This window comes from Reinekea marinisedimentorum (assembly GCF_004341165.1).
Taxonomy (GTDB): Bacteria; Pseudomonadota; Gammaproteobacteria; order Pseudomonadales; family Natronospirillaceae; genus Reinekea; species Reinekea marinisedimentorum.
Window position 1 is genome coordinate 145413 of sequence record NZ_SLZR01000001.1, and the last position, 20906, is coordinate 166318.

24 protein-coding genes are annotated in these 20906 nt (G+C 52.1%); 7 read left to right on the forward strand and 17 right to left on the reverse strand.

Translation table 11 applies throughout. The annotated features are described in order from the left end of the window. Positions 1 to 2: 2 nt before the first annotated feature. The 3 genes from epd to BCF53_RS00750 all read left to right on the forward strand — a co-directional run bounded on the left by epd (position 3) and on the right by BCF53_RS00750 (position 2393). Positions 3 to 1085 (forward strand): erythrose-4-phosphate dehydrogenase, encoded by a 1083-nt coding sequence (gene epd / locus BCF53_RS00740; protein ID WP_132698862.1) that lies wholly within the window; start codon positions 3 to 5, stop codon positions 1083 to 1085. Between the two features lie 48 nt (positions 1086 to 1133). Then, complete coding sequence (locus BCF53_RS00745) at positions 1134 to 1748, forward strand: HAD family hydrolase (RefSeq protein WP_132698864.1); 615 nt, start codon at positions 1134 to 1136, stop codon at positions 1746 to 1748. Positions 1749 to 1853: 105 nt separating this feature from the next. Beyond that, positions 1854 to 2393, forward strand: coding sequence for a cysteine hydrolase family protein (locus BCF53_RS00750; protein WP_132698866.1), 540 nt, complete (start codon positions 1854 to 1856; stop codon positions 2391 to 2393). Between the two features lie 51 nt (positions 2394 to 2444). Here the strand turns inward: BCF53_RS00750 and BCF53_RS00755 are convergent, their stop codons facing one another. From BCF53_RS00755 to pspA, 7 genes are all read right to left on the reverse strand, one after another. Then, positions 2445 to 2984, reverse strand: a complete 540-nt coding sequence (locus BCF53_RS00755; RefSeq protein WP_132698868.1) for an NADPH-dependent FMN reductase — start codon at positions 2982 to 2984, stop codon at positions 2445 to 2447. A 120-nt stretch (positions 2985 to 3104) separates the two neighbouring features. After that, positions 3105 to 4661: a GGDEF domain-containing protein gene (locus tag BCF53_RS00760; protein ID WP_132698870.1), complete on the reverse strand. Its 1557-nt coding sequence runs from the start codon at positions 4659 to 4661 to the stop codon at positions 3105 to 3107. Between the two features lie 133 nt (positions 4662 to 4794). Continuing rightward, positions 4795 to 5247 (reverse strand): hypothetical protein, encoded by a 453-nt coding sequence (locus BCF53_RS00765; protein ID WP_132698872.1) that lies wholly within the window; start codon positions 5245 to 5247, stop codon positions 4795 to 4797. Positions 5248 to 5295: 48 nt separating this feature from the next. Then, entirely contained in the window at positions 5296 to 5835 is a 540-nt protein-coding gene (locus BCF53_RS00770) for a hypothetical protein (protein WP_132698874.1), read from the reverse strand. A 76-nt stretch (positions 5836 to 5911) separates the two neighbouring features. Then, positions 5912 to 6391, reverse strand: a complete 480-nt coding sequence (locus tag BCF53_RS00775) for a PspC domain-containing protein (RefSeq protein ID WP_132698876.1) — start codon at positions 6389 to 6391, stop codon at positions 5912 to 5914. 5 nt (positions 6392 to 6396) lie between these two features. Then, positions 6397 to 6639: an envelope stress response membrane protein PspB gene (pspB, locus tag BCF53_RS00780; protein ID WP_132698878.1), complete on the reverse strand. Its 243-nt coding sequence runs from the start codon at positions 6637 to 6639 to the stop codon at positions 6397 to 6399. 31 nt (positions 6640 to 6670) lie between these two features. Further along, entirely contained in the window at positions 6671 to 7351 is a 681-nt protein-coding gene (gene pspA, locus BCF53_RS00785; RefSeq protein WP_132698880.1) for a phage shock protein PspA, read from the reverse strand. 168 nt (positions 7352 to 7519) lie between these two features. Between pspA and pspF the strand changes: the two genes are divergently transcribed. Next, positions 7520 to 8515 (forward strand): phage shock protein operon transcriptional activator, encoded by a 996-nt coding sequence (pspF, locus tag BCF53_RS00790; RefSeq protein ID WP_132698887.1) that lies wholly within the window; start codon positions 7520 to 7522, stop codon positions 8513 to 8515. 67 nt (positions 8516 to 8582) lie between these two features. Next, complete coding sequence (locus tag BCF53_RS00795) at positions 8583 to 8915, forward strand: hypothetical protein (protein ID WP_132698889.1); 333 nt, start codon at positions 8583 to 8585, stop codon at positions 8913 to 8915. A gap of 58 nt (positions 8916 to 8973) precedes the next feature. Here the strand turns inward: BCF53_RS00795 and glnK are convergent, their stop codons facing one another. The 4 genes from glnK to BCF53_RS00815 all read right to left on the reverse strand — a co-directional run bounded on the left by glnK (position 8974) and on the right by BCF53_RS00815 (position 13273). Next, positions 8974 to 9312: a P-II family nitrogen regulator gene (gene glnK, locus BCF53_RS00800; protein ID WP_132698891.1), complete on the reverse strand. Its 339-nt coding sequence runs from the start codon at positions 9310 to 9312 to the stop codon at positions 8974 to 8976. A gap of 91 nt (positions 9313 to 9403) precedes the next feature. After that, entirely contained in the window at positions 9404 to 9988 is a 585-nt protein-coding gene (locus tag BCF53_RS00805; protein ID WP_132698893.1) for an ATP-dependent Clp protease proteolytic subunit, read from the reverse strand. Between the two features lie 293 nt (positions 9989 to 10281). Then, the gene (locus BCF53_RS00810; protein WP_132698895.1) at positions 10282 to 12177 is read right to left on the reverse strand and encodes an ABC-F family ATP-binding cassette domain-containing protein; all 1896 of its coding nucleotides are present in this window, start codon (positions 12175 to 12177) and stop codon (positions 10282 to 10284) included. Positions 12178 to 12250: 73 nt separating this feature from the next. After that, a complete protein-coding gene (locus BCF53_RS00815) occupies positions 12251 to 13273 on the reverse strand; it encodes a transcriptional regulator (RefSeq protein ID WP_132698897.1) in 1023 nt (340 codons plus the stop codon). 7 nt (positions 13274 to 13280) lie between these two features. Here BCF53_RS00815 and BCF53_RS19170 point away from each other — a divergent pair, with 7 nt between their 5' ends. Then, the gene (locus BCF53_RS19170) at positions 13281 to 13457 is read left to right on the forward strand and encodes a hypothetical protein (protein ID WP_165901767.1); all 177 of its coding nucleotides are present in this window, start codon (positions 13281 to 13283) and stop codon (positions 13455 to 13457) included. 95 nt (positions 13458 to 13552) lie between these two features. On the opposite strand, the gene BCF53_RS00820 is transcribed toward BCF53_RS19170, so the two are convergent. From BCF53_RS00820 to rsd, 3 genes are all read right to left on the reverse strand, one after another. Next, complete coding sequence (locus BCF53_RS00820) at positions 13553 to 14278, reverse strand: ParA family protein (RefSeq protein WP_132698899.1); 726 nt, start codon at positions 14276 to 14278, stop codon at positions 13553 to 13555. A gap of 59 nt (positions 14279 to 14337) precedes the next feature. Next, the gene (locus BCF53_RS00825) at positions 14338 to 15282 is read right to left on the reverse strand and encodes a WD40 repeat domain-containing protein (RefSeq protein WP_132698901.1); all 945 of its coding nucleotides are present in this window, start codon (positions 15280 to 15282) and stop codon (positions 14338 to 14340) included. 101 nt (positions 15283 to 15383) lie between these two features. Further along, the gene (gene rsd / locus BCF53_RS00830) at positions 15384 to 15845 is read right to left on the reverse strand and encodes a sigma D regulator (RefSeq protein ID WP_132698903.1); all 462 of its coding nucleotides are present in this window, start codon (positions 15843 to 15845) and stop codon (positions 15384 to 15386) included. 232 nt (positions 15846 to 16077) lie between these two features. Here rsd and BCF53_RS00835 point away from each other — a divergent pair, with 232 nt between their 5' ends. Further along, positions 16078 to 16497, forward strand: coding sequence for a flagellar basal body-associated FliL family protein (locus BCF53_RS00835; protein ID WP_165901768.1), 420 nt, complete (start codon positions 16078 to 16080; stop codon positions 16495 to 16497). 82 nt (positions 16498 to 16579) lie between these two features. Here BCF53_RS00835 and rmf read toward each other — a convergent pair whose 3' ends face one another. The 3 genes from rmf to BCF53_RS00850 form a co-directional block, all read right to left on the reverse strand. Further along, positions 16580 to 16780 (reverse strand): ribosome modulation factor, encoded by a 201-nt coding sequence (rmf, locus tag BCF53_RS00840; protein WP_132698907.1) that lies wholly within the window; start codon positions 16778 to 16780, stop codon positions 16580 to 16582. A gap of 166 nt (positions 16781 to 16946) precedes the next feature. Continuing rightward, positions 16947 to 18494: a glutamate--cysteine ligase gene (gshA, locus tag BCF53_RS00845; RefSeq protein WP_165901769.1), complete on the reverse strand. Its 1548-nt coding sequence runs from the start codon at positions 18492 to 18494 to the stop codon at positions 16947 to 16949. Between the two features lie 88 nt (positions 18495 to 18582). Next, positions 18583 to 20889 carry a Tex family protein gene (locus tag BCF53_RS00850; protein ID WP_132698911.1) on the reverse strand — a complete coding sequence of 769 codons (2307 nt, stop codon included), beginning with the start codon at positions 20887 to 20889 and terminating at the stop codon, positions 18583 to 18585. Between the last annotated feature and the right edge of the window lie 17 nt (positions 20890 to 20906).

The following is a 20906-nucleotide window of genomic DNA, read 5'->3' on the forward strand; positions in this document are numbered from 1 at the left end:
CCATGCAACACCGCTCCAGCACCGGCGATAAGCCCATCCGCATTGCTATTCATGGCTTTGGCCGCATCGGGCGCTGTGTGCTGCGAGCGTTGTATGAGGCCGGCCTGCAGGAAAGCCTCCAGATCGTTGCCATTAATGAGCTGGCCGAGCCGCAGGCTATCCGTCACCTCACCCAGTTCGACTCCACCCACGGCCGCTTCTTCTTACCGGTAACCCTCGGTGATGGCCTGCTTTGGGTGAAAGAAGACGCCATTAAACTCAGTCACGAAGCCGACATCCGCAAGTTGCCGTGGGCTGAACTGGCGATCGACATCGTTTTTGACTGCACCGGTAAAACCTACAGCAAAGCCGATGCCCAGCAGCACATCGATGCCGGAGCAAAGGCGGTATTGCTGAGCCACCCCGGCGCTGCCGATATGGATGCCACCATCGTTTACGGGGTAAATGAGCACTTACTTTCTGCGCAGCATACTGTGGTTTCCAATGCCTCCTGCACCACCAACTGCTGCATTCCGGCGCTCAGCGTGCTGGATAACGCCTTTGGCATTGAGCGTGGCGCCATTACCACCATCCATTCTGCGATGCATGACCAGCAGGTGATCGACGCCTACCACAGTGACTTGCGCCGAACGCGCGCCGCCGGACAATCCATTATTCCGGTGGATACCAAACTCGCCGCCGGTATTGAACGCATTCTGCCGCATCTGGAAAACAAGTTTGAAGCGATTGCCGTGCGCGTGCCGACCATTAACGTCACGGCCATGGATTTATCACTGACGCTGAAAAGCCGGGTCGATATTCAGAGCATCAATGCCGCGCTGCAGCAGGCCGCTGTGGAAAACTTCGAGGGCATTGTTGCCTACACCGAAGAGCCGCTGGTTTCGTGCGATTTTAATCACGACCCGCATTCCTGCATTGTCGATGGCAGCCAGACCCGGGTTTCCGACGGGCATCTGGTTAAGCTGCTGCTCTGGTGCGATAACGAGTGGGGCTTCGCCAACCGCATGCTGGATACCGCTCGCGCAATCGCTAACGTGCGCCTGAATGCCCACGAACCGGCGCAATCGGCACCCGCAGAAATTTAACATTTGCCCCTTAGGCTGACCGCTGAGTATACAAAGGAAGTGATTTTTATGAGCGCAACCATCAAACATCTGGTCTTCGATATGGGCGGTGTCCTGGTGCAGATCGACTGGCACAATCAGGTATCTAAAATTCTCGGTGAAGACATTCCATTCGAGCAGATCCATGCCCGCTGGGCCAATTCCAAAGCCGCGACCGATTTTGAAGAGGGCAACATCAGCTTTGATGAATTTGCACAGCAGCTGATTGCCGAGAATAACCTGAACACCAGCGAAGCTGAGGTAAAAGCCGCCTTCCGCGCAATTCTGCTCGACGATTTCCCCGGCATTGTCGAGCTGCTGCAGCAACTCAAGCCCAACTACACGCTCAGCCTGCTGAGCAATACCAACAGCTTTCACTGGGAAATTTTAAACCAGCGCAATTCCTTTATTCCATTGCTTGATAACCCCTTCACCAGCATGGATTTCGGCGTGATGAAGCCCGACCCGGAAATTTACCGCAAGCTGGTTAGCGCATTGAACTGCGAACCGCAGGAAATTCTGTTCTTTGATGATGGCGTCAAGAACGTCACCGCAGCCCGCGAGCTGGGCCTGAATGCCGAACAGGTTTTTGGCCCGGATGACATTAAGGCCGTTCTGCCAAAATATGGTGTTCAGCTTGGCTGAGGAATTCCGCAACGAAACTTAAAGAAACGTTAAATTTCGGAGAACGAGCTTCTTTCACGCCTGCAACCTGACTAGCATTCAGGGAGTCAATTTGGAAATCTTTCTATGAGCCTAACTACTGCGGTCGTCGTTATAGATGTGCAACAGGCCTTGTGCTCCGGCCCTTTTCAAACCTTTGAATCCGACCGGGTGATCGCCACCATTAACCGTGTTACCGATAAAGCCCGCGCCGATGGCGTTCCGGTGTTTTTTGTTCAGCACGAAACCGAAACCGGCCCGATGGTGAAAGGATCTGCAGGCTGGCAACTGGCCGAGGGGCTGCACCAGTCGGAAGAAGATGCCTACATCAGCAAGCGGTTTTCCGATGCCTTTAAGGAAACGGAATTACAACGCTACTGCGATGATCAGGGCATTGGCCATTTGATTATTTGTGGCATGCAGAGTGAGTTCTGTGTCGACAGCACCACCCGCCATGCACTGGCGCGGGGCTTTGAAGTGACGATCATCGCCGATGGCCATACCACGCTCGATACCAGCGTGCTGCCGGCAGAGAAAATTTCAGCACACCACAATGCAACCTGGCAGAATCTGACCAGCTATCAGAATACTGCGCAGGTGGTGCATGCCAATGAACTGGAAATCTGATGCAATTTTCTGCGTGAAAAGCGTGTTCAACCCAGAATAAAAAGCCCGGTATTACACCAGCGTTTTCAATAAGGCGCGCAGCTCTGCAGCCAGCTGTTCATTCACCAGTTGCCGACTTTCTTTATCGAAGTTCTTACCGAAAAACGGAACCGACAAGCTGCCCCGCAATTCCGCACCGAAGTGAGGTGCAGACTCTACCGCCAGCTTCAGTACATTTTTAGCGCCGCTGGGGCCGGGCGATGTGCCCAGCGCAACCATGGGTTTGCCCTGAAAGACCTGCTTATCGATCCGCGATGCCCAATCAAAAATATTCTTAAAGGCGGCGGTGTAGTTACCGTTATGTTCCGCGTAGGAAACGATCAGCGCATCGGCACTGCCAATCTTTTTAAAGAAGGCCTTGGCGTCATCCGGAATACCCCAGGCAGCCTCACGGTCGCTGCTGAAGATCGGCATTTCAAAGGCGTTCAGATCGATCACTTCGACTTCCGCTTCCACGGCCAGCTCCTGCTTTAACACCATTGCTGCATGAGTAACCAACGCTTTATTAATTGAAGCTTTACTGCTGCTTGCTGCGAAGGCCAGCACTTTCATAACACTCTCCAGAGCTTGATCTACGGTCAGATAATTCGGCCAATTTTGGCACAAAACAATAAGACCAATGAAGGAAAAAGTGCGTGGTAACAGCAACAACAGATGATCTGCAGCAAGCGCCTAATGCATAACGACGATGCGGTCTTTGCCGGTGCGCTTTGCCTGATACATGGCGGCATCGGCGAACGACATCAGCCGTTCTGCCGACTCATCATTATTCAGGCAGGTCAGGCCGATACTCAGGGTAATGCTGATTTCGCCATTGGCGGTATAGAACCGCTCTTCTCTGATCTGCTGCCTCAGGCGCTCGGTAATGTAACGGGCATGCTCCAATGAGGTATCCCGATACAGCATCACAAACTCTTCACCACCAATGCGCGCGCAGAAATCGCCGGAGCGAACTTCGCGCTGGAAGAATTGCCCCACCTGCTGCAGCACTTCATCGCCCGTTGAATGGCCGTAGCGGTCGTTAATCTGTTTGAAGTTATCGATCAGGCTTTGCTGGTTGCGACGGGCATGCTCAAGATCGCGGTTCAGTACCTCGAAGAAGTGGCGGCGGTTTGGCAGCCGGGTCAGGGCATCGGTGCGGGCATCGTCTTCGGCGAGCAGCTTCGCCTTGTGCAGCTCCAGCGTACTCTTCAGTACCCGCTTTCTGAGCATCAGGTTGTGAAACAGCAACAGCAGAGCAATAACCACAATCACACCAACGTGGAATTGCAGCTGGTTCTGGCGGTAAAAATCCATAAAGCTAAGATGTTCCGCCGGCGGCTGGTAAATGAATGAGTTAAGGTTTACCGGGTACTCTATGCTGCCGAACTGCTGAAAGGTATTGACGATGTGTTGCCAGCGTTCGGGGTTCATATAACCCACCGGTACAAGACCCGGCAGGATAAGGCTAACAATCTGTTCCGCCTCAAACGCCAGCTGCTCGCGGCTTTTATTCTGCGTGTTGTATTTAGCCAGGATCACATCGATGGCTTCATCGACGTTTGCCAGTGCGTAATCCCAACCCTGCAACGATGCCCGACGGAAATCTTCCACCAGCTGCGGAGACTGCTCGATCATTCTCGGCGTTGTGGTCAGAATATCGCCGTAAAAATCGACACCGTAATCAACCGGCTTAAACAGCCGGTAACGGATGCCAAGCTGATCGAGCATATAGGGCTCATTGCTCAGGTAGCCATTTAATGCCTCCAGGTCACCGTCAACAAACGCCTGTAACGACAGATCACTGGCTGCAATATCGACGTCGAACATGCTCAGACCCGCCTTTTGAAACATCGCCAGCAGCTCAGCATTACTGTAACCCTGGCTGTTTCGCAGTCGCTTGCCCTTTAGCTCTGTCAGCTCAGTGACCTGAGCATCTTCACGAACAATCAGGATCGAAGGGGAATGCTGAAAAATGGCCGCCAGTGCAACAATAGGCGCGCCCCGGGAAAAATAGATCACCGAACCTGGATCACTGACACTGAAGTCTGCAACGCCTTCAATCAGCGGCTTGATGCTCGACATATTGGCTTGCCGCTCATGAATAGTGACGTCCAGGCCGACATCAGCATAGAAGCCTTTTTCTTTGGCCATGTAGTAGCCGGCAAACTGAAACTGGTGCAGCCACTTTAGTTGCAGGCTGACCGACTGTGCCGTAGCAACAGAACAAACCCCGAAACTGGCCAGCAAAATACTGGCTGCTATGCAGGCACGTCGGAAGCTAAATAAAAGGCGTCTCTTCAAAGCTGTAAATTACCATTCCGTGGACGCCTACAGTGTAGTCGTTATTTTTAACGGATGAGAATGAGAATAGAGTGCTTTCTTATGACATCGCCTTTAACTTGAGTATCAGTTCCTGAATCTCCATAGGCTCTGGTGGCCGACTATTACTGTAGACCAACCGGCTCGGACAATACTGCCGCAGATAGCTGACCTGTTCGCACAGCGCACGGAAGTTATCTGCGCATTCGGCTTCCGGACCGCCATAGGCCAACACCACCGCTTCAGGGTCGGCATCGCTTTCATGAATAGGGTCGTCATCGCCATTGATCAGCGCACGGTGAGACAAATAGTGAGGGGAAATAATAGACCAGTGCTCAGGGATGTCGTCAGCATTCAGGTTACTGGCGAAGCGTCTTTCGAGATCGACAAAGACCATATCGGTATTGGGGATCGGCCCGTACAGCTGATAGCCAATGCCATTTACCTTGAGCTGATGAAGCAGGTAAACCAGTGCAGGGTGCACCGGAAAGGCTCCGCCAAAACAGTCAGACATGAATGCTTCCTAATCCAAATAAGAACACGTCTGCCTGAGCTTAGCAGCTTACGGTGCGGATGTCCGGTCTGCAAAACCGGCACTGTGTAAAAAGGCTTCGGCACGCTGCTGGCGAGTTTCACTGCTGGGCTTATAGAGCACAGACACCTTAATCCACCGGTCACCCTGCAGATACCAGCGATGTTCCTGCACCCGTGATTCGGCATCAAAGAAGGCATAGCTGGCGTAGCTCTCCTGCCATTGCAACGGCGCCTGCACGGCCCCGCCAACGGCGAGACGATCCTGCTCTGCAATGCGCGCCACCAGCTCGGTAAAGGCGCCATTCAGCTGGTCGCTCTGTACCAGAAACGACATCCCCTTGCGCGTTAATCCCCAAACTTCGGGCGCACTGTCGTTCTGTAACACCGGCGACTCCTCCCAGGCGATACGGAACCCGGAATCCAGGGTTTGCCAGACATAGCTCGGCTCTTCGACTGGTTTGACGCGGCTTGGCCACTGCACATACAGGAAGCCGGCAACCATCACCAATAGAATCAGCCCGGTGGGCTCTTTAAGAATACGGGGAAATTTTTCAGGTAATAGGCGCATAGACTGGCAGGCTGAACATGAACGGGCAGTATAGGCGATACGCACTCGTCACTGAAAGTGCGCATCGGGACAGTCTTTAGCGGATTTTTGAAAACTCTTTATCGAGCTGATAGCGCCGGGAGGTGACGTAGCGCTCCATCTCGGCGGTGCGCTTAACCGCATCTTCCATGCGCGTGCGTGCGGTTTGCAAGCGCTCGCTGGCACTGGGCTGAGACTGCAGCATATTCACTGGCCGGTCTTCATGAGCAGACTCATCGTAGCGGTAGCGCTGCGGCCTGGCCTTGCCGAACTTGGGGCGCGGTGCCAGTAGCACCCAGCAAGCGATATACACCATCACCATCACCGGCGGGCTGATAAAAAACACACCGGCAATAAAGAGGCCCCGGGGCACCCAACGGTCGACATTGAGATGATCGGCAACGCCAGCACAGACGCCGGCAATCTTCCTTTTCTTCACATTGCGGTACAGGTTCATGCCGTAGCCATCGGCCCTGCGACGCGACCAGGGTGCCTGCCCTTGAGCACCGTTACGCGAGTCGTACTTGTTTTTACTCATGCGGGTTACTCCTTCACTGCGTCTTCACGCCAGCGCGGATTGCTGTCATCGAGAATGGCTTCCAGCGTTTCGATACGCTCGGATAACTTATCCAGATTGCGCAGCAGGTCATCCAGCGCCTGGTGATCATTTTCATTCAGCGCACCACCGGCACGGCCCTGCGCGCGGTAGTGCAATATCAGCCAGATGGGCATAACAATGGTTATGAACAAAATGGCGGGCACAAACATAAAATCAAAAAACTGCATCATTCACTCCTGTTGCGTTAGCAGACATGACTCAGCTTTTATCTGAACCGGCTTGCAGCTCTGCTTTTAACTGCGCCAGTTCTTCGCTGACGGAGTCATCCTGTGCCAGCGATTCAATCTCAGTCTTCAGACCCTGTTTCGGATCTCGACCCAGCTCATCGGCCTCGAGCTGACTTTCCATGCCATCGATCCGCTGCTCATAACGCTCGAACTTATCGAAGGCATCCTGAAGCTGCTCACGGTTCAGCTGACCGCGCACCTTCTGGCGGTTGGTGACAGAGGTCTGCCGCATCATCAGCGTTTTCTGTTTCGCTTTTGCGTCATTCAGCTTCTGCTGCAACTGACTGATTTCATCGGAAAGATGCAACAGGTGATCGTCTAGCGCGTTGAACTCCTGGGTGACCACCGCGACCTCTTCCTCAATCGACTGCTTTTCCGCCAGTGCCGCCCGCGCCAGATCTTCACGGTCTTTTTCCAGCGCCAACCGGGCTTTGCCCTGCCACTCGGTCACTTCTGCCTGCAGGCGGCTTAGCCGACGTTGCGCGTCTTTTTTATCGGCAATCACACGTGCCGAGCTGGATCGCACTTCCACCAGCGTTTCTTCCATTTCCTGAATGATCAGGCGGATCATCTTTTCCGGGTTTTCTGCCCGGTCCAACAAAGAATTCAGATTGCTGTTAATGATGTCGCTCAGTCTCGAAAAAATACCCATGGCTGCTCTCCTGTTATTTGGCCAATGCTGCTATCGGTATTACAGAATGCGTGCCAGTTTGCTAACACATTGATTTATAAGGCTATTCATAAAAGCCGCTCGATATTCTTCGACATATTTAGCCAATCAGACTAAATTAACTGGCGAATATCACTAAGGTGGAGCGCCATGGAACGCAGCCAACCTCAACGCATCGTCGGTGAAAGCTCGGTGCTTTCTGACGTTCTCGATCAGGTGTCTCTGCTGGCGCCGATCAACCGGCCGGTGCTGATCACCGGCGAACGCGGCACCGGCAAGGAACTGATCGCCGAACGACTGCACTACCTATCAGGCCGCTGGGATCAGCCCTTTCTGAAGATCAACTGCGGCGCAATCAATGAAAACCTGCTCGATGCCGACTTATTCGGCTACGAACCCGGTGCCTTTACCGGTGCCAACCGCACCCATCAGGGCCGCTTCGAACGCGCCGATGGCGGTACGCTGTTTCTTGATGAGCTGGCGAATATGTCTTCGGCACTGCAGGAAAAACTGCTGCGTATTATTGAATACGGGGAGTTTGAACGGCTTGGCGGTCAGCAGACCCGTTATGTTGATGTCCGCATCGTTGCCGCCACCAACGAAAACCTGCCCGGGCTTGCCGCACAGGGCGATTTCCGCAAAGACCTGCTCGATCGCCTCGCCTTCGATGTATTAACGCTACCGCCGCTGCGCGCCCGGGGCAGCGACATCGAAAGGCTGGCAGAACATTTCGCCATCGGCATGAGTATAGAGCTTGGCCGCGAGAGCTTCCCAGGCTTTGGTGACAACGCCTTGCGCCAGCTTTATGCACACCCCTTCCACGGCAATATTCGCGAGCTGAAGAACGTCATTGAGCGCAGCCTGTATCGCTGGCAGGAAGCCGATCAACCGGTCGACGCACTCATCCTCGACCCGTTTGCTTCGCCCTGGCTGGAAACCGAGAAGCCAGGCAAGCTGCCGCAGACGGATCTATCCACAGGCTTCGGTGAACTGGTCGCCCGCTACGAGCAGGCATTGCTGGAACAGGCACTGGATAGCAATGACCGCCATCAGGGCAAGGCGGCCGATGCGCTGGGGCTCAGCTATCATCAGTTTCGCAGCCAGCTGAAAAAGCATGGCATCATCGGCCAACCAAAAGGCTTATAAACCTTGGTCGAATTGCGCATCGGCCACCTTTGAACCTTAATGAATGACAGTTTCAGAGGAGAACCCTATGGCCATACAACGAATAACAACCGGCGCCATCCTGATGACCTTAAGCCTGTTCACTGCCAGCCTGTTTTTAAATTCCCCTTACCAGCTTTGGGGCCTGATGGCCGTGGTCGGTCTGATTACCGGTGCCAGCTTCAGGCTCGGTCAGCGCCACGTCATCACCGGGTTTGGTATTGGCATCGCCCTAACGCTGGCCCGCGAAGCGCTGACCTACGGCCAGTTGGTTAAGGTGACCGCACCGGTTTACGCCGCCGGCTACCTGTTTGCCGTTGCGACCACCCTGCTGGTCAGCTACTTGCTGCTAACCCTGTTCGTTCGCCGCAACGCCCGATAAAGCCACAGGCACAAAAAAGGCTGCACGAGGCAGCCTTTAATATCGGGTTTACAGCTTATCAGATTGCTTCAGAGCCGGTTTCACCGGTACGGATGCGAATAACCTGCTCCAGAGGTGAGATAAAGATTTTACCGTCGCCAATCTTACCGGTGGCAGCGGCATTGGAAATTGCTTCAACGACTGTGTCAACGACATCGTCATCGACGGCAATTTCAACTCTTACCTTCGGCAGGAAATCAACAACGTATTCAGCACCACGATACAGCTCAGTGTGACCCTTCTGACGACCAAAGCCCTTAACTTCAGTGACGGTAATACCCGTGATGCCCACTTCGGAAAGAGACTCACGTACATCATCCAGTTTGAATGGCTTTACAATTGCAGTGACTAGCTTCATAACAATTCCTTAACTTCTACTTGTTTTGATTGCAGCTAAACTTTCCCGGCAGGTTCCGGGCGGTCAGCCCAACCCTGTAACAGGCTTAAGCTTAGTTTAATTCTGTAACCTTTCGAATTACCTTGCTGACAATACCATATTCTATTGCTTCATCCGTGGTCATCCAATTGTCACGTTCGATATCCAAACGAACACGCTCAATTGGCTGGCCGGTTTGCGCTGCAATAGTTTTAGCCAGACGCTCGCGCATACGGATAATCTGCTCCGCCTGAATGGCAATATCGCTGGCCTGACCGCCAACGCCACCGGAAGGCTGGTGAATCAGGAAGCGGGTATTTGGCAAACAGTAACGGTCTTCCTTTTCTGCTGCCAGAAAAATATGCGTACCAGCACTGGCAACATAGCCGGTACCAATCACCTTCACGCGTGGCGTGATGAACTGAATAATATCGTGGATGGTGTCGCCGGCTTCAACATGGCCACCCTGGCTGTTGATAAACAACAGAATGTCATCGTCGGATTCTTCCGCCAGTGCCAGCAGTTGAGCAGCCACCTTCTTTGCCATGGTCTGATTGATTTCTTCACAAATAAGCACTTTACGACCCGTAAAAAGGCGCTCACCTACCGGATCAAAATGTTCATCGGATTTCACTGTATTCTCCTTGGATGACTTCATAAATCTGAGTATAGACAGAGTTCGGTTTGCACCGTTACTTCTACCCTCACTTTACAATTTGTCAGCACCTGATGGCACTGGCAATTACCTGATTATGAACACGAAGCGGTTGAGCGCTTCGCACGTGTGTATCAACTTTTTACTGCCTTTAAACAGGCCCCCATCTGAACAGGTAAGCGCATGATTTTATTCAAGTTTTCCAGCCTGCTCATTTTAAACTCAAAATCCTGACACCCTGGGCCCAGTGCTTTGCAGCCACATACAAAGACGTTATCCAGCGAGTTATCCACAGATTATGTGGATGACTGCATTTCTTCCAACGCCTCGGATGCTTCCATCCAATCGAGCTCTGCTGCTTCAAGCGCGGCCTTCACTTCGCCCTGTTCCAGCAAAGCCTTCTGCAGTGGTGCTTTGTTCACTGTTTCATAGATAGTTGGGTCCGCCAGCTCGTTTTCAATTGCATCAAGCTTAAGCTGCAGTTTTTCCATCTTCTGCTCGGCTGCTTTCTGTTGTCGGAGCAACGGCTTCAAGCGCTCACGTTCAGCCGCCCGAGCCTGACGCTGCGCTTTTTTATCACCCACTGCCGTTGCTGTTGAAGCCAACGGGTTGCTCTGCTGTGTGGGTGCTTTTAGCAATGCCTGAAAGTAATCGGCCAGATCACCGTGGTAATCTTCCACCCGGCCGTCACGAACCCACCAGAATTCTTCTGCCGTGGTATTCAGCAGGTAGCGGTCGTGCGAAACCAATATCACCGCGCCCTCGTATTGCTGAAGCGCTAGGTTAAGTGACTCACGCATATCCAGATCGAGGTGGTTGGTTGGTTCATCGAGCAGCAACAGATTCGGTTTCTTCCAGGCAATCATTGCCAGCGCAACACGCGCTTTTTCACCACCGGAAAAATTAATTACCGGCTCCAGCGCACGATCTCCGGAGAAGCCAAATCGGCCGATGAAATTCTTAATGTCCTGATCGCGAGCGTCAGGATCGATGCGACGAATATGCAAAAACGGGCTGGCGTCATCATCCAGAGATTCCAGCTGATGCTGCGCAAAATAACCCACCTCAATGTTTTGCCCGTAGTGGATATGACCCTGCTGAGGAGTCAGCTCCTTCGACAACGCCTTAATCAGGGTCGACTTACCGGCACCATTCACACCCAGCAGGCCCAGGCGCGTACCCGGATGGAGGCTGAGATTCAGGTTATGCAGAATGGTTTTATCGCCATAGCCGAGGTTTACATCATGCAGGCTAATGACCGGATCGGAAACCCGGCCACCGGCACTGATGCTCAGGTCATAGCCATGACTCATAATCGCCGGCGCTTCCAGCGTCAGTTTTTCCAGCATCTTCACGCGGCTCTGCGCCTGTTTGGCTTTGGTCGCCTTGGCTTTAAAGCGGCGGACAAACGATTCCAGATGCTCGCGCTGACGCTGCTCGTTTTCAAACGCGGCCTGTTGCTGAGCCAGGCGCTCGGATCGCTGGCGCTCAAACTGCGAATAGTTGCCACGATAAAGCGTCAGCTTCTTCTGATCGAAACCGACAACCTGAGTGGCCACGCCATCCATGAAGTCGCGGTCGTGTGAAATAAACAGCAGTGTGCCTTCAAACTGACGTAACCAGCCTTCCAGCCAATAGCAGGTATGCAAATCAAGGTGGTTGGTCGGTTCATCCAGCAATAGCAGGTCTGCCGGGCACATCAGCGCCCTGGCCAGATTCAGGCGCACGCGCCAACCGCCGGAGAAGCTGCCTACCGGGTTTTGGAATTGCTCAACGGTAAAGCCTAGGCCGGCCAGCAGTTGCTCAGCCTGATGCTGCTTATTGAAGGCCTGATAGTTATCTAAAGCGCCCAAACACTCGGCAATGATATGGTCATCACCCTGCTGCTGCGCTTGCTCTAGCTCGGCTTCCAGTTGCCGTAAGGTTTTATCGCCATCTAAAACAAAGGCCAGTGCACTGCGGTCAACGGCGTCGACCTCTTGCGCCATATGCGATAAACGCCACTGCTTCGGCACCAGACATTCTCCGGCATCGACCGAAAGCTCGCCCTGAAGCACCCGAAACAGTGTGGATTTGCCGGTGCCATTTGCGCCAATAACGGCGATGCGTTCACCGGGATTAAAGGTGACGGATGCGTCTTCAAGCAGAGACTTGCCACCGAGCTGTAATGAAATATTGGATAGTTTGATCATGGCCGCGAGTTTAACGTATAAAAAAAAGGAGCCGAAGCTCCTTTTTCTTTATCTGCTATTTTATCCGTTGCGATCAGGCGTCAGATTTCGGATCGAACAGGCTGCGACCTTCGGATTCAGCCGCTGGATTAACGGCAGGTACCGGTGCTGGCTCAGCTTTTGGTACTTCCGGAGCCGGCGCAGGTGCTGGCTTCGGTTCGGCCTTCACAGGCTCAGCTTTAACCACCGGGGCCGGTTTGACTGCCGCAGGCTCAACGGCTGCCTTTGGCGCTTCTGCTGTGACCGCAACCTTCTTAACAGGAGCCTTTCGGGCAACGACCTTTTTCGCCGCTGGCTTAGCCGCCGGTTTTTCTGTCGTTTTAGCGGCAGGCTTTTTAGCTACCGGCTTTTTCGCTGCAGGCGCTTTCTTGGTCGCCGGCTTCTTAGTTGCTGGCTTGGTGGCTGCTTTAGTCGCCGTTTTCTTGGCTGCAGTTTTGGTTGTGGTCGTTTTAGTGGTGGTAGCTTTTTTCGCTGCTGGTTTGGCGGCAGTTTTTCGGGCAGTGGGCTTAGTGGCTGTTTTTCGGGCCGTTGATTTGGCTGCAGTTTTACGGGTTGCTGGTTTAGCTGCCGCTTTCTTTGCTTCCGCGCGGGCTTTCGCTGCCGCTTTTCTGGCTTCCGCTTTTTCTTTCTTGGCGGCTTCTGCGGCTGCTTTCTTCTCTGCCATGGCTGCTTTTCTGGCTTCGGCTTTAGCACGCGCTTCACGTTCTTTGTCTTCTGCTTTACGCAGGCGTTCCAAACCTTTTGCTACCTTAGCCGCAAGCTTCATTTCAAACTTGGCAGTCGCTAAGGCACTCTTCGCTGTTGCCAGCTCAGTTTTCAGTGCGGACAGTTCATCCTTTGCTGCGGCCAGAGCTGCAGTGGCAGTATCGAGAGATTTAACGGCCGCGGCTGTTTTTGATGTACGGGCACGCAACGCTGCTTTCTGCTTTCGCTCTGTCGCTTTTTTGGTTTTGGTCGTAGCGGTTGCTACTTTTTTTGCAAGCGCAGTAATCTGCTTTTCTGTAGTGGTTACTTCTTTTGCCTGCGCAGCAGCGAAGGATGCTTCCAGTTTCAGCAATTCAGCTTTGATTTGGCTGGCAGCAGAGGCTGCTACTGTTTTAGCAGGTGCTTTTTTTGCTACAGGTTTTTTTGCGGCGGTTTTGCGAGTAGTTGTTGCCCGCGTTTTTTTTGCAGCTGCAGCTGCTGGTTTTCGAGTAGTTTGTTTTTTAGCAACGGCCATGACCCCAGTCCTCACGAGTTGAATTGCACAACGATTAATTACAACGCTGTACTATTGACACCGAGGCCTGAAAATTCAAGCATTAGTTGGAAATTTCAGAAACTTTTTCTCAGTTATTTAATGAGAGTCAATCCACTCGACAAGTTTCAGCCAGTCTGAGACGTCTCTTTTCTCCGGGTTCTTTAAATCATGAATTCCCAGACCGTATTCGGAAGCACGAATATAATACTGCGTATCTCTAAATGAAGAGATAAAAGGTATTTTTAAACTCTTTAAAAACAACTCCAGCTTGGCATACACAAGCGTATTTTTGCGCACGCGATTAGCAACTACAGCAATCTTTTTCGGCGCCGTTCGATGTGCCGGTGTTAAAAATAAATCTTTAATGAAGTTGGTTGTCGCTCTTATATCAATCGGTGATGGCGTTACCGGAATGATGACAAAGTCGCTTTCTCTTACCAGATCATTCAACAGCATTCCGCTAAGCCCTGCCGGGGTATCCATAACCACCTTGGTGGTTTCTGCCGGCAGGTTACGTAAGTACCAGGTGCGGGTCATTTGTGCAGTCGATTTTTTATAGGCAGACACGCCGTGAATCTTTGAACGCTCCGACTGCCTTAACTGCAGCCATTGGCTTGCTGAGCCCTGCGGATCAAAGTCGATCAGTGCGCACGGTTCATTGCGCGCTGCAAACAAGCTGGCCAGGTTGGTGGCAATGGTTGTTTTACCGCTGCCACCCTTGGCGTTAGCGATCAATATGCGTGTTGGCCTGGGAGCATTGATTACCCGGGTTCGGGCTTCACCCTGATTGATCTGTTCCTTCACTCTGACCTCTCCACTCATAACGCCCCCGTTCACCTGTCTGTTATACAGCTATCCGATTGGCTATTACGCTCTGCCAATTACTGAAATGTATAAAGAAAACCATTCGAACCAATTGCCAATAATTTTGAGCCTTGCTTTGCCACATCGAGCACAATAGCACTCTTAAACGATTGCTTACTCTCTGTGCCAATTTGATAAGTTACCAGCTTCTTGCCGGTGTCAGCGTCAAACTCAAAAATATTCCGGTGTGTGGTGCCCACAATTAAACTGGCATCACCTATAAATCGCGCGCTGTATATTCTGAATTTAGCGGTAGACAGCGAAGCGCGCTTTACTAAATTCGTCGTTGTCCAGATTTCAGCCTTTTCGTGTGCCGGAGCGATAAGCATCAGAGCACCGGAATCGCTTAATTTAACGACGGACACCTGATTATCGTGAGGAAAGGTTTTTACCAGCTCAGCGTTGCGGATATTCCACAACTTTGCCGTGGAATCTTCCGAGCCGGTTAACGCCAGCCCTGCAGACACATTGATGGCAACCGAGACAACCGGCCCCTGATGTTCAAACTCGCGCAGCAGGCCACCATTTTGCGCATCAAACAGTACCGCCTTATTGTTATCCAAGCCCAGCATCACAAAGCGACCGTCAGCAGATAAATCCGCCGCTTCAATACGCGCCGGTGCCGACCAGAACCAAACCGGAAGGCCGGTCTGTGTATCCCACAAAACCAGGTTGTAATAGTTCACGGTAATCGCAAAGCGGCCGTTATCTGAAATGTCGGTGTAGAGAATTTCCGTCAGGAAGCCCTCTCGGTGATTCCAGTTAAATTCGCGCGATTGCTTGTGGATATCCCAGAACGAGCCACCATGTTGAAACGAACCCACTACCAGCGAAGCGCCGTGTTTTTCCAACGCCGCTGAATAGGCACCCTGTGTTGCCAGTTGCAACTTGGCCTGCGGTCGTTCAGCACAACTGCTCATCAGCAGAGTGAAGATAAGAAGAACTGATAGGAATGGTCTCATAGCATCGGTTTGACTACTCTTTCATCAGAAGTGTAGCACTGTATGAGACAACGGAAGATGTCAGGCCAGCGAGTACAGCCAGCCGGAATTGAATGATTGGCTTACGCGAGATGTTCGTGGGCGTTGTGTAAGCGCTCGATCAGACGGTCTTCAATGGCAAAACGCTCGGTCATTTTTTCACCCATAGATGAAAGATCGCCCTTCAGCGAGCCGATATTCGCTTCAACCATGGAGCCGGTCGCGTATTTATCGTTAAAGTCGAGAATGAATTGAGTGGTTGCATCGATAAGCGGATACAACTCTTTGGCAAGTACAAGGCCGCCGTCATCAAATTCTTTGGCTTCCCGGAACAGCTGCTCATAAACCTCGAAATGGCCTTCAGAAACATAATCAACCAGCCGTCGGTTGAACTCTTCCACGGCAGTGGTGACGTCTTCTTTTCCTTCGGCATCATAAATGGCAAAAAACGCCACCAACGCCTGCTGCCGGCCAAGTAACCAGCGATCAATGATTTCGTGGGTACCGCCCCAACGTTCCCGTGCATTCTTACAGTTTTCGAGCATAAATCCTGACCTGTGAGACGTTATAAGAGTATGCCTGGCATCCTTCTGCTGCCAGCCGTTTCATAACAATATATGCTCAGTCAATGTTACAAACAAGCTAACATTGTAATTTAAAGAGACTCAAGAACGGCCCAACTCCGCCGATACCCCAATCAAAGCGGCAGTACACACAACAGCGTCTATATTTCACTTGATGACAGGCATGAATCAAATCTTCTTATCGGGAGCACCCATGAGCTTCAGAGTTATACGCAATTTCAAATTTCTGATCATTGCTCTGATCGCTACCTGTGCGGGCAGCGTCTTTTCTGCAGACGACGACAGTGCGATAGTACCGGGCTACGTGGAACTGGACCCGTCGTTCACCCTGAATTACGGCGATATCCGCCGAACCCGCTATATCCAGACGACGATGACACTGCGCTTGAGCGACTCAAGCACAGAGCTCGATGTTAAAGCCCATAATGATGCCATCCGGCACACGATCATCATGCAATTCTCCGAACAAAGTGCCGAAACGCTGAAATCCACTGAAAAGCGCGATGAGTTTCTAAGCCAGCTCACTGCCGCGCTGCAAGAATTAATGGTGCAGGAAACCGGTGAACCGCTGATAGAGCGCGTGCTGCTGACGACCTTTATCATGCAGCCATAACGCGGAGCATTGATTATTTTAAAGTGGAATATTTAGCCGGAAACACTGTTCCGGCTGAGCAGCTGTTTTAAAGCCAGAGATGTTATGCGAAGCGCACCTGTTTGCGTTCTTTAATTGATCGCTGATACTGGAACAAACCATCGTCTTTACCGGCTTCCCAGGCGGCCACCAAAACGTCGTTATCGTACGGACATTCAGAATCTGACTTTCCAGCCAGCCCGGTCATGTAACCCTGCTGATACGCTTTGTTAAGCGATTCCAACGTCCATTGTATTTCCGGCATATAAACTACCTTTTGCTTTTCTTCCTGTTAGCACACACCCGCCAGTGAATCCTTGGCCAGTACTTAAAAAGACACAATAGAAATGATTGTATTGATTCGCCAGTTCTTAATTGACAACCAAGTCACATATTGAATTTAAAGTCGTTACTTAACTGTAACTTTTGCGTCATTGCTCGAGGTAATTCGCCAGAAACTGTTCAAACGGGCCCTGATCTGACATTTCAATATCCCGCTGACGACGCCAACTCTGTTTCGACTCATTCACCCGAAACTTTAGCCTTTGTTCGCTTAACGGCTGCTGAAGCAGCGCCATCGTTTCTGCTGACCGGCTCAGTGTAAACTGCCGAAACGAGCCCGATTTTTTTACATCCGCCAGAACTCTGCTGGAGAGCAGGTTTTCCGGTGTTGCTATCTTACTGCGTTGTGCTTCACAGGCATTCTGATAGTCGTCAGTCTGTTTTAGCTGATCAATATTTTTAGCAAAGCGACAGATCGAATCAATTAACTCGCTGGCCAGTTCTGCCGGTTTACGAGACTGACCATTCACAACGATTTCCAGTTCAGGGTCACGCCCGCGTATCGCGACCAACTCGCTGTTTTTCTGCAGCTGACGGCATTCCTCTGCTGAAATGGTCGGGTGGTCTTGCACCATACACCACAATAAAAACAGATCGATAAAATCAATTTGGGTTTTATCAACACCCAATGGCAAATAGGGGTTCACATCCAGGCAGCGCACTTCAATATATTCAACACCGCGGGTTCTCAGCGCATGTATCTGCTTTTCACCAGAATAGGCCACCCGTTTCGGTCGAATATCGCTGTAGTATTCGTTCTCAATCTGCAGGATAGAACTGCTCAACTGGTTGTATTGCTCGCCAACCTTCACGCCAATTTTTTCGTACTTCGGGTACGGCTGTCTGATCGCTTCTGCAAGTGTTTTGGCATAGGATTCCAGCGAGTTAAAACAGACAAATAATTCTGCTTGAGCCTGATTGGAATAACCCACATTGCTCATACGCAAACTGGTTGCATGCGGTGCATAAAGGGTTTCATCATTCAGTTCTGAAAGCTGGTTTGAAACAGAATCCAGAAACGACTTATCCGCTGCAGGTGAAGCGCCGAACAAATACAGCAGCAACCAGCTGTGACGTCTGAAGCTGCGGATCAGGCCGAAATATTCATCGGTTTTAAAATCAGTTAGGTCACCGCTTTTACCATTCAACAATGCCCATTGCCGCCAGAAGCTATCGTTCAGCGACCAGTTGTAGTGCAGCCCGGCAATGGTCTGCATCTTGCGGCCATAGCGGTGCCATAAGCCGTGACGGTATATGGTTTTCAGCCGGCCAATATGGCTGTCGCCATACTGCGCGATTGGAATCTGCTCCTGCGCCGGTAACGGTGACGGCATACTGCCGGACCAGAACATTTCATCTTCGAGCTGGCTGCTGGTAAAGCAATGCAATTCTGAAAGCTCATCCAGCAAGCTTTGGGTATCGGTATGCACGCCGGTGATAAATTCAAGCAGGCTTTCCGAGTAATCGGTGGTTATCGAGCCGTGGGTTAAAGCCGAACCCAGGGCCTGGGGATGAGGCTTTTGGCTGAGCGTGCCCTGTTTGTCGACACGCAGCGTTTCCCGCTCTATGCCGCGTTGAAAGTTGAAGGCATTAGGGCGAAGTTGCTCAAATAATGAAAAGCGGGAGATGGCAGCCAAGGTGATGTCCTCGTAAAACGAAGCTGGAAGTATGAGGTTAAATCAGCGCAGTTCAAGGAACTGCGCCTTATATTTAGTAGGAGTTTACTTAGCGTTTTTGCTTCTTAAACGCCTGATCAAACAGAGAGTCGAGCGTGTTGGCCGGTGCGGCTTTTTGCTTTGGTGCGCGCTGCTGCGGCTTGCGGCCTCCGCCGTTCTGGCGGTCACCGGAGCTCTGATGCTCACTGGCATCGTCATCCAGACGCATCGACAGTGCAATGCGCTTACGCTGTACATCCACATCCATCACCTTAACTTTGACAATGTCACCCGCTTTCACAACCTTAGACGGGTCATCCACATACTGGTGGCTGAGTGCGGAGATGTGTACCAGGCCATCCTGATGCACACCGATATCCACAAAGGCACCAAAGTGAGTAACGTTGGTAACCACCCCTTCGAGGGTCATATTTGGGCGCAAATCCTTCAGTGTTTCCACCCCATCCTGGAACTGTGCGGTTTTAAATTCCGGCCGCGGGTCGCGCCCCGGTTTATCCAGCTCTTTGATGATGTCGGTAACGGTAGGAATACCGAAGGTTTCGTCGGTGTAATCTGCCGCGTTTAGCGCCTTTAGGAAGCGGGTGTCACCTATGACTTCCTGCACCGTTTTCTGTTTTGCCTGCACGATCTTATTGACCACGCTGTAGGCTTCCGGGTGCACGCCGGAACGGTCCAGCGGGTCGGAGCCATTCATGATACGCAGGAAGCCGGCGGCCTGCTCAAAGGCCTTTGGCCCCAGGCGCGGCACATCTTTTAATTGCTTGCGCGAGTCGTAAGCGCCATTGGCATCACGGAAGGCAACAATATTGTTGGCAATGGTCTGATTCAAACCCGAAACACGCGCCAGTAGCGGCGCCGATGCGGTGTTCAGATCTACGCCAACAGAGTTCACACAGTCTTCAACCACCGCATCGAGCTGGCGCGCCAGGGCAACCTGAGAAACATCGTGCTGATACTGACCCACACCGATGGACTTTGGATCGATCTTCACCAGCTCGGCCAGCGGGTCCTGCAGGCGGTGGGCAATAGAGATGGCCCCCCGAATGGTGACGTCTAAATCCGGAAATTCTTTCGCCGCATACTCCGAGGCGGAGTACACCGAGGCACCGGCTTCATTCACCATGACAGCCTGCGCTTTAATCTGCGGCTGCTTTTTCAGGAAATCTTTAACGAAGCGCTCGGTTTCGCGGCTTGCGGTACCGTTACCGATAGCGATCAGTTCCACGTTGTGCTGCTGACACAGCTTTAACAGGACGGCTTCGGCTTCCGGGATTCGGTTCTGTGGCGGCGTCGGGAAGATGGCTCCGTGATCCTGCACCTTACCGGTGGCATCCACCACCGCTACCTTCACCCCGGTACGCAAGCCAGGGTCTAAGCCGATGGTGGCTTTCGGGCCGGCCGGTGCGGCCAGTAACAGGTCTTTCAGGTTTTTGGCGAATACATCGATTGCAGCCTGCTCTGCGGTTTCACGCACGCGGGAGAACAGATCGGTTTCAATATGGGTGAGCAACTTGATACGCCAGGTCCAGCGGCAGACATCTTTCAGCCAGGCATCTGCCGGCCGGTTCAGGTCTTCAACGTGGTAATGCTCTGCAACCATAACGGTACCGGTACCGCCGCTGCGGGCATCTTCATTCGGAATCACCAGCGACAACGACAGAACACCCTCGTTTCGACCACGGAACATCGCCAAGGCGCGGTGACTCGGTACCTTCTTGATGGCTTCGTCATGCTCGAAGTAATCCTGGAATTTTTCACCTTCAGCCTGCTTGCCTTCAATGACACGGGCCTGCATTTCGGCGTTATGCCACATGAAATCTCGCAGTTTACCGAGCAGATCGGCATCTTCTGCAAAACGCTCCATCAGAATATAACGCGCGCCATCCAGGGCCGACTTGGTGTCTTCAATGCCGGCGTCTTTATTAAGGAAATCTGCCGCGAACGATTCCGGGTTCAGATTCGGATCTGCCAATAAGCCTTCGGCCAGAGGTAGCAAGCCCGCTTCAATGGCAATTTGGCCTTTAGTGCGGCGCTTCTTCTTATAGGGCAGATACAAATCTTCCAGTTCGGTTTTGGTTTCGGCTAAGGCAATTTTTTTGCTGAGCTCCGGCGTCAGCTTGCCCTGCTCTTCAATGCTGGAAATGATGCTGGTTCGGCGATCGTCCATTTCACGCAGATAGCGCAGGCGCTCTTCCATCTGGCGCAACTGGGTATCGTCCAGCCCACCGGTGACTTCTTTACGGTAACGGGAAATAAAAGGAACCGTTGCGCCTTCATCTAACAGTGTGACCGCTGCGGTAACCTGAGCAACGGCGACATTTAATTCACTGGCAATTTTTGCTTCGATAGCTGACATGTAATACCCGATTAATC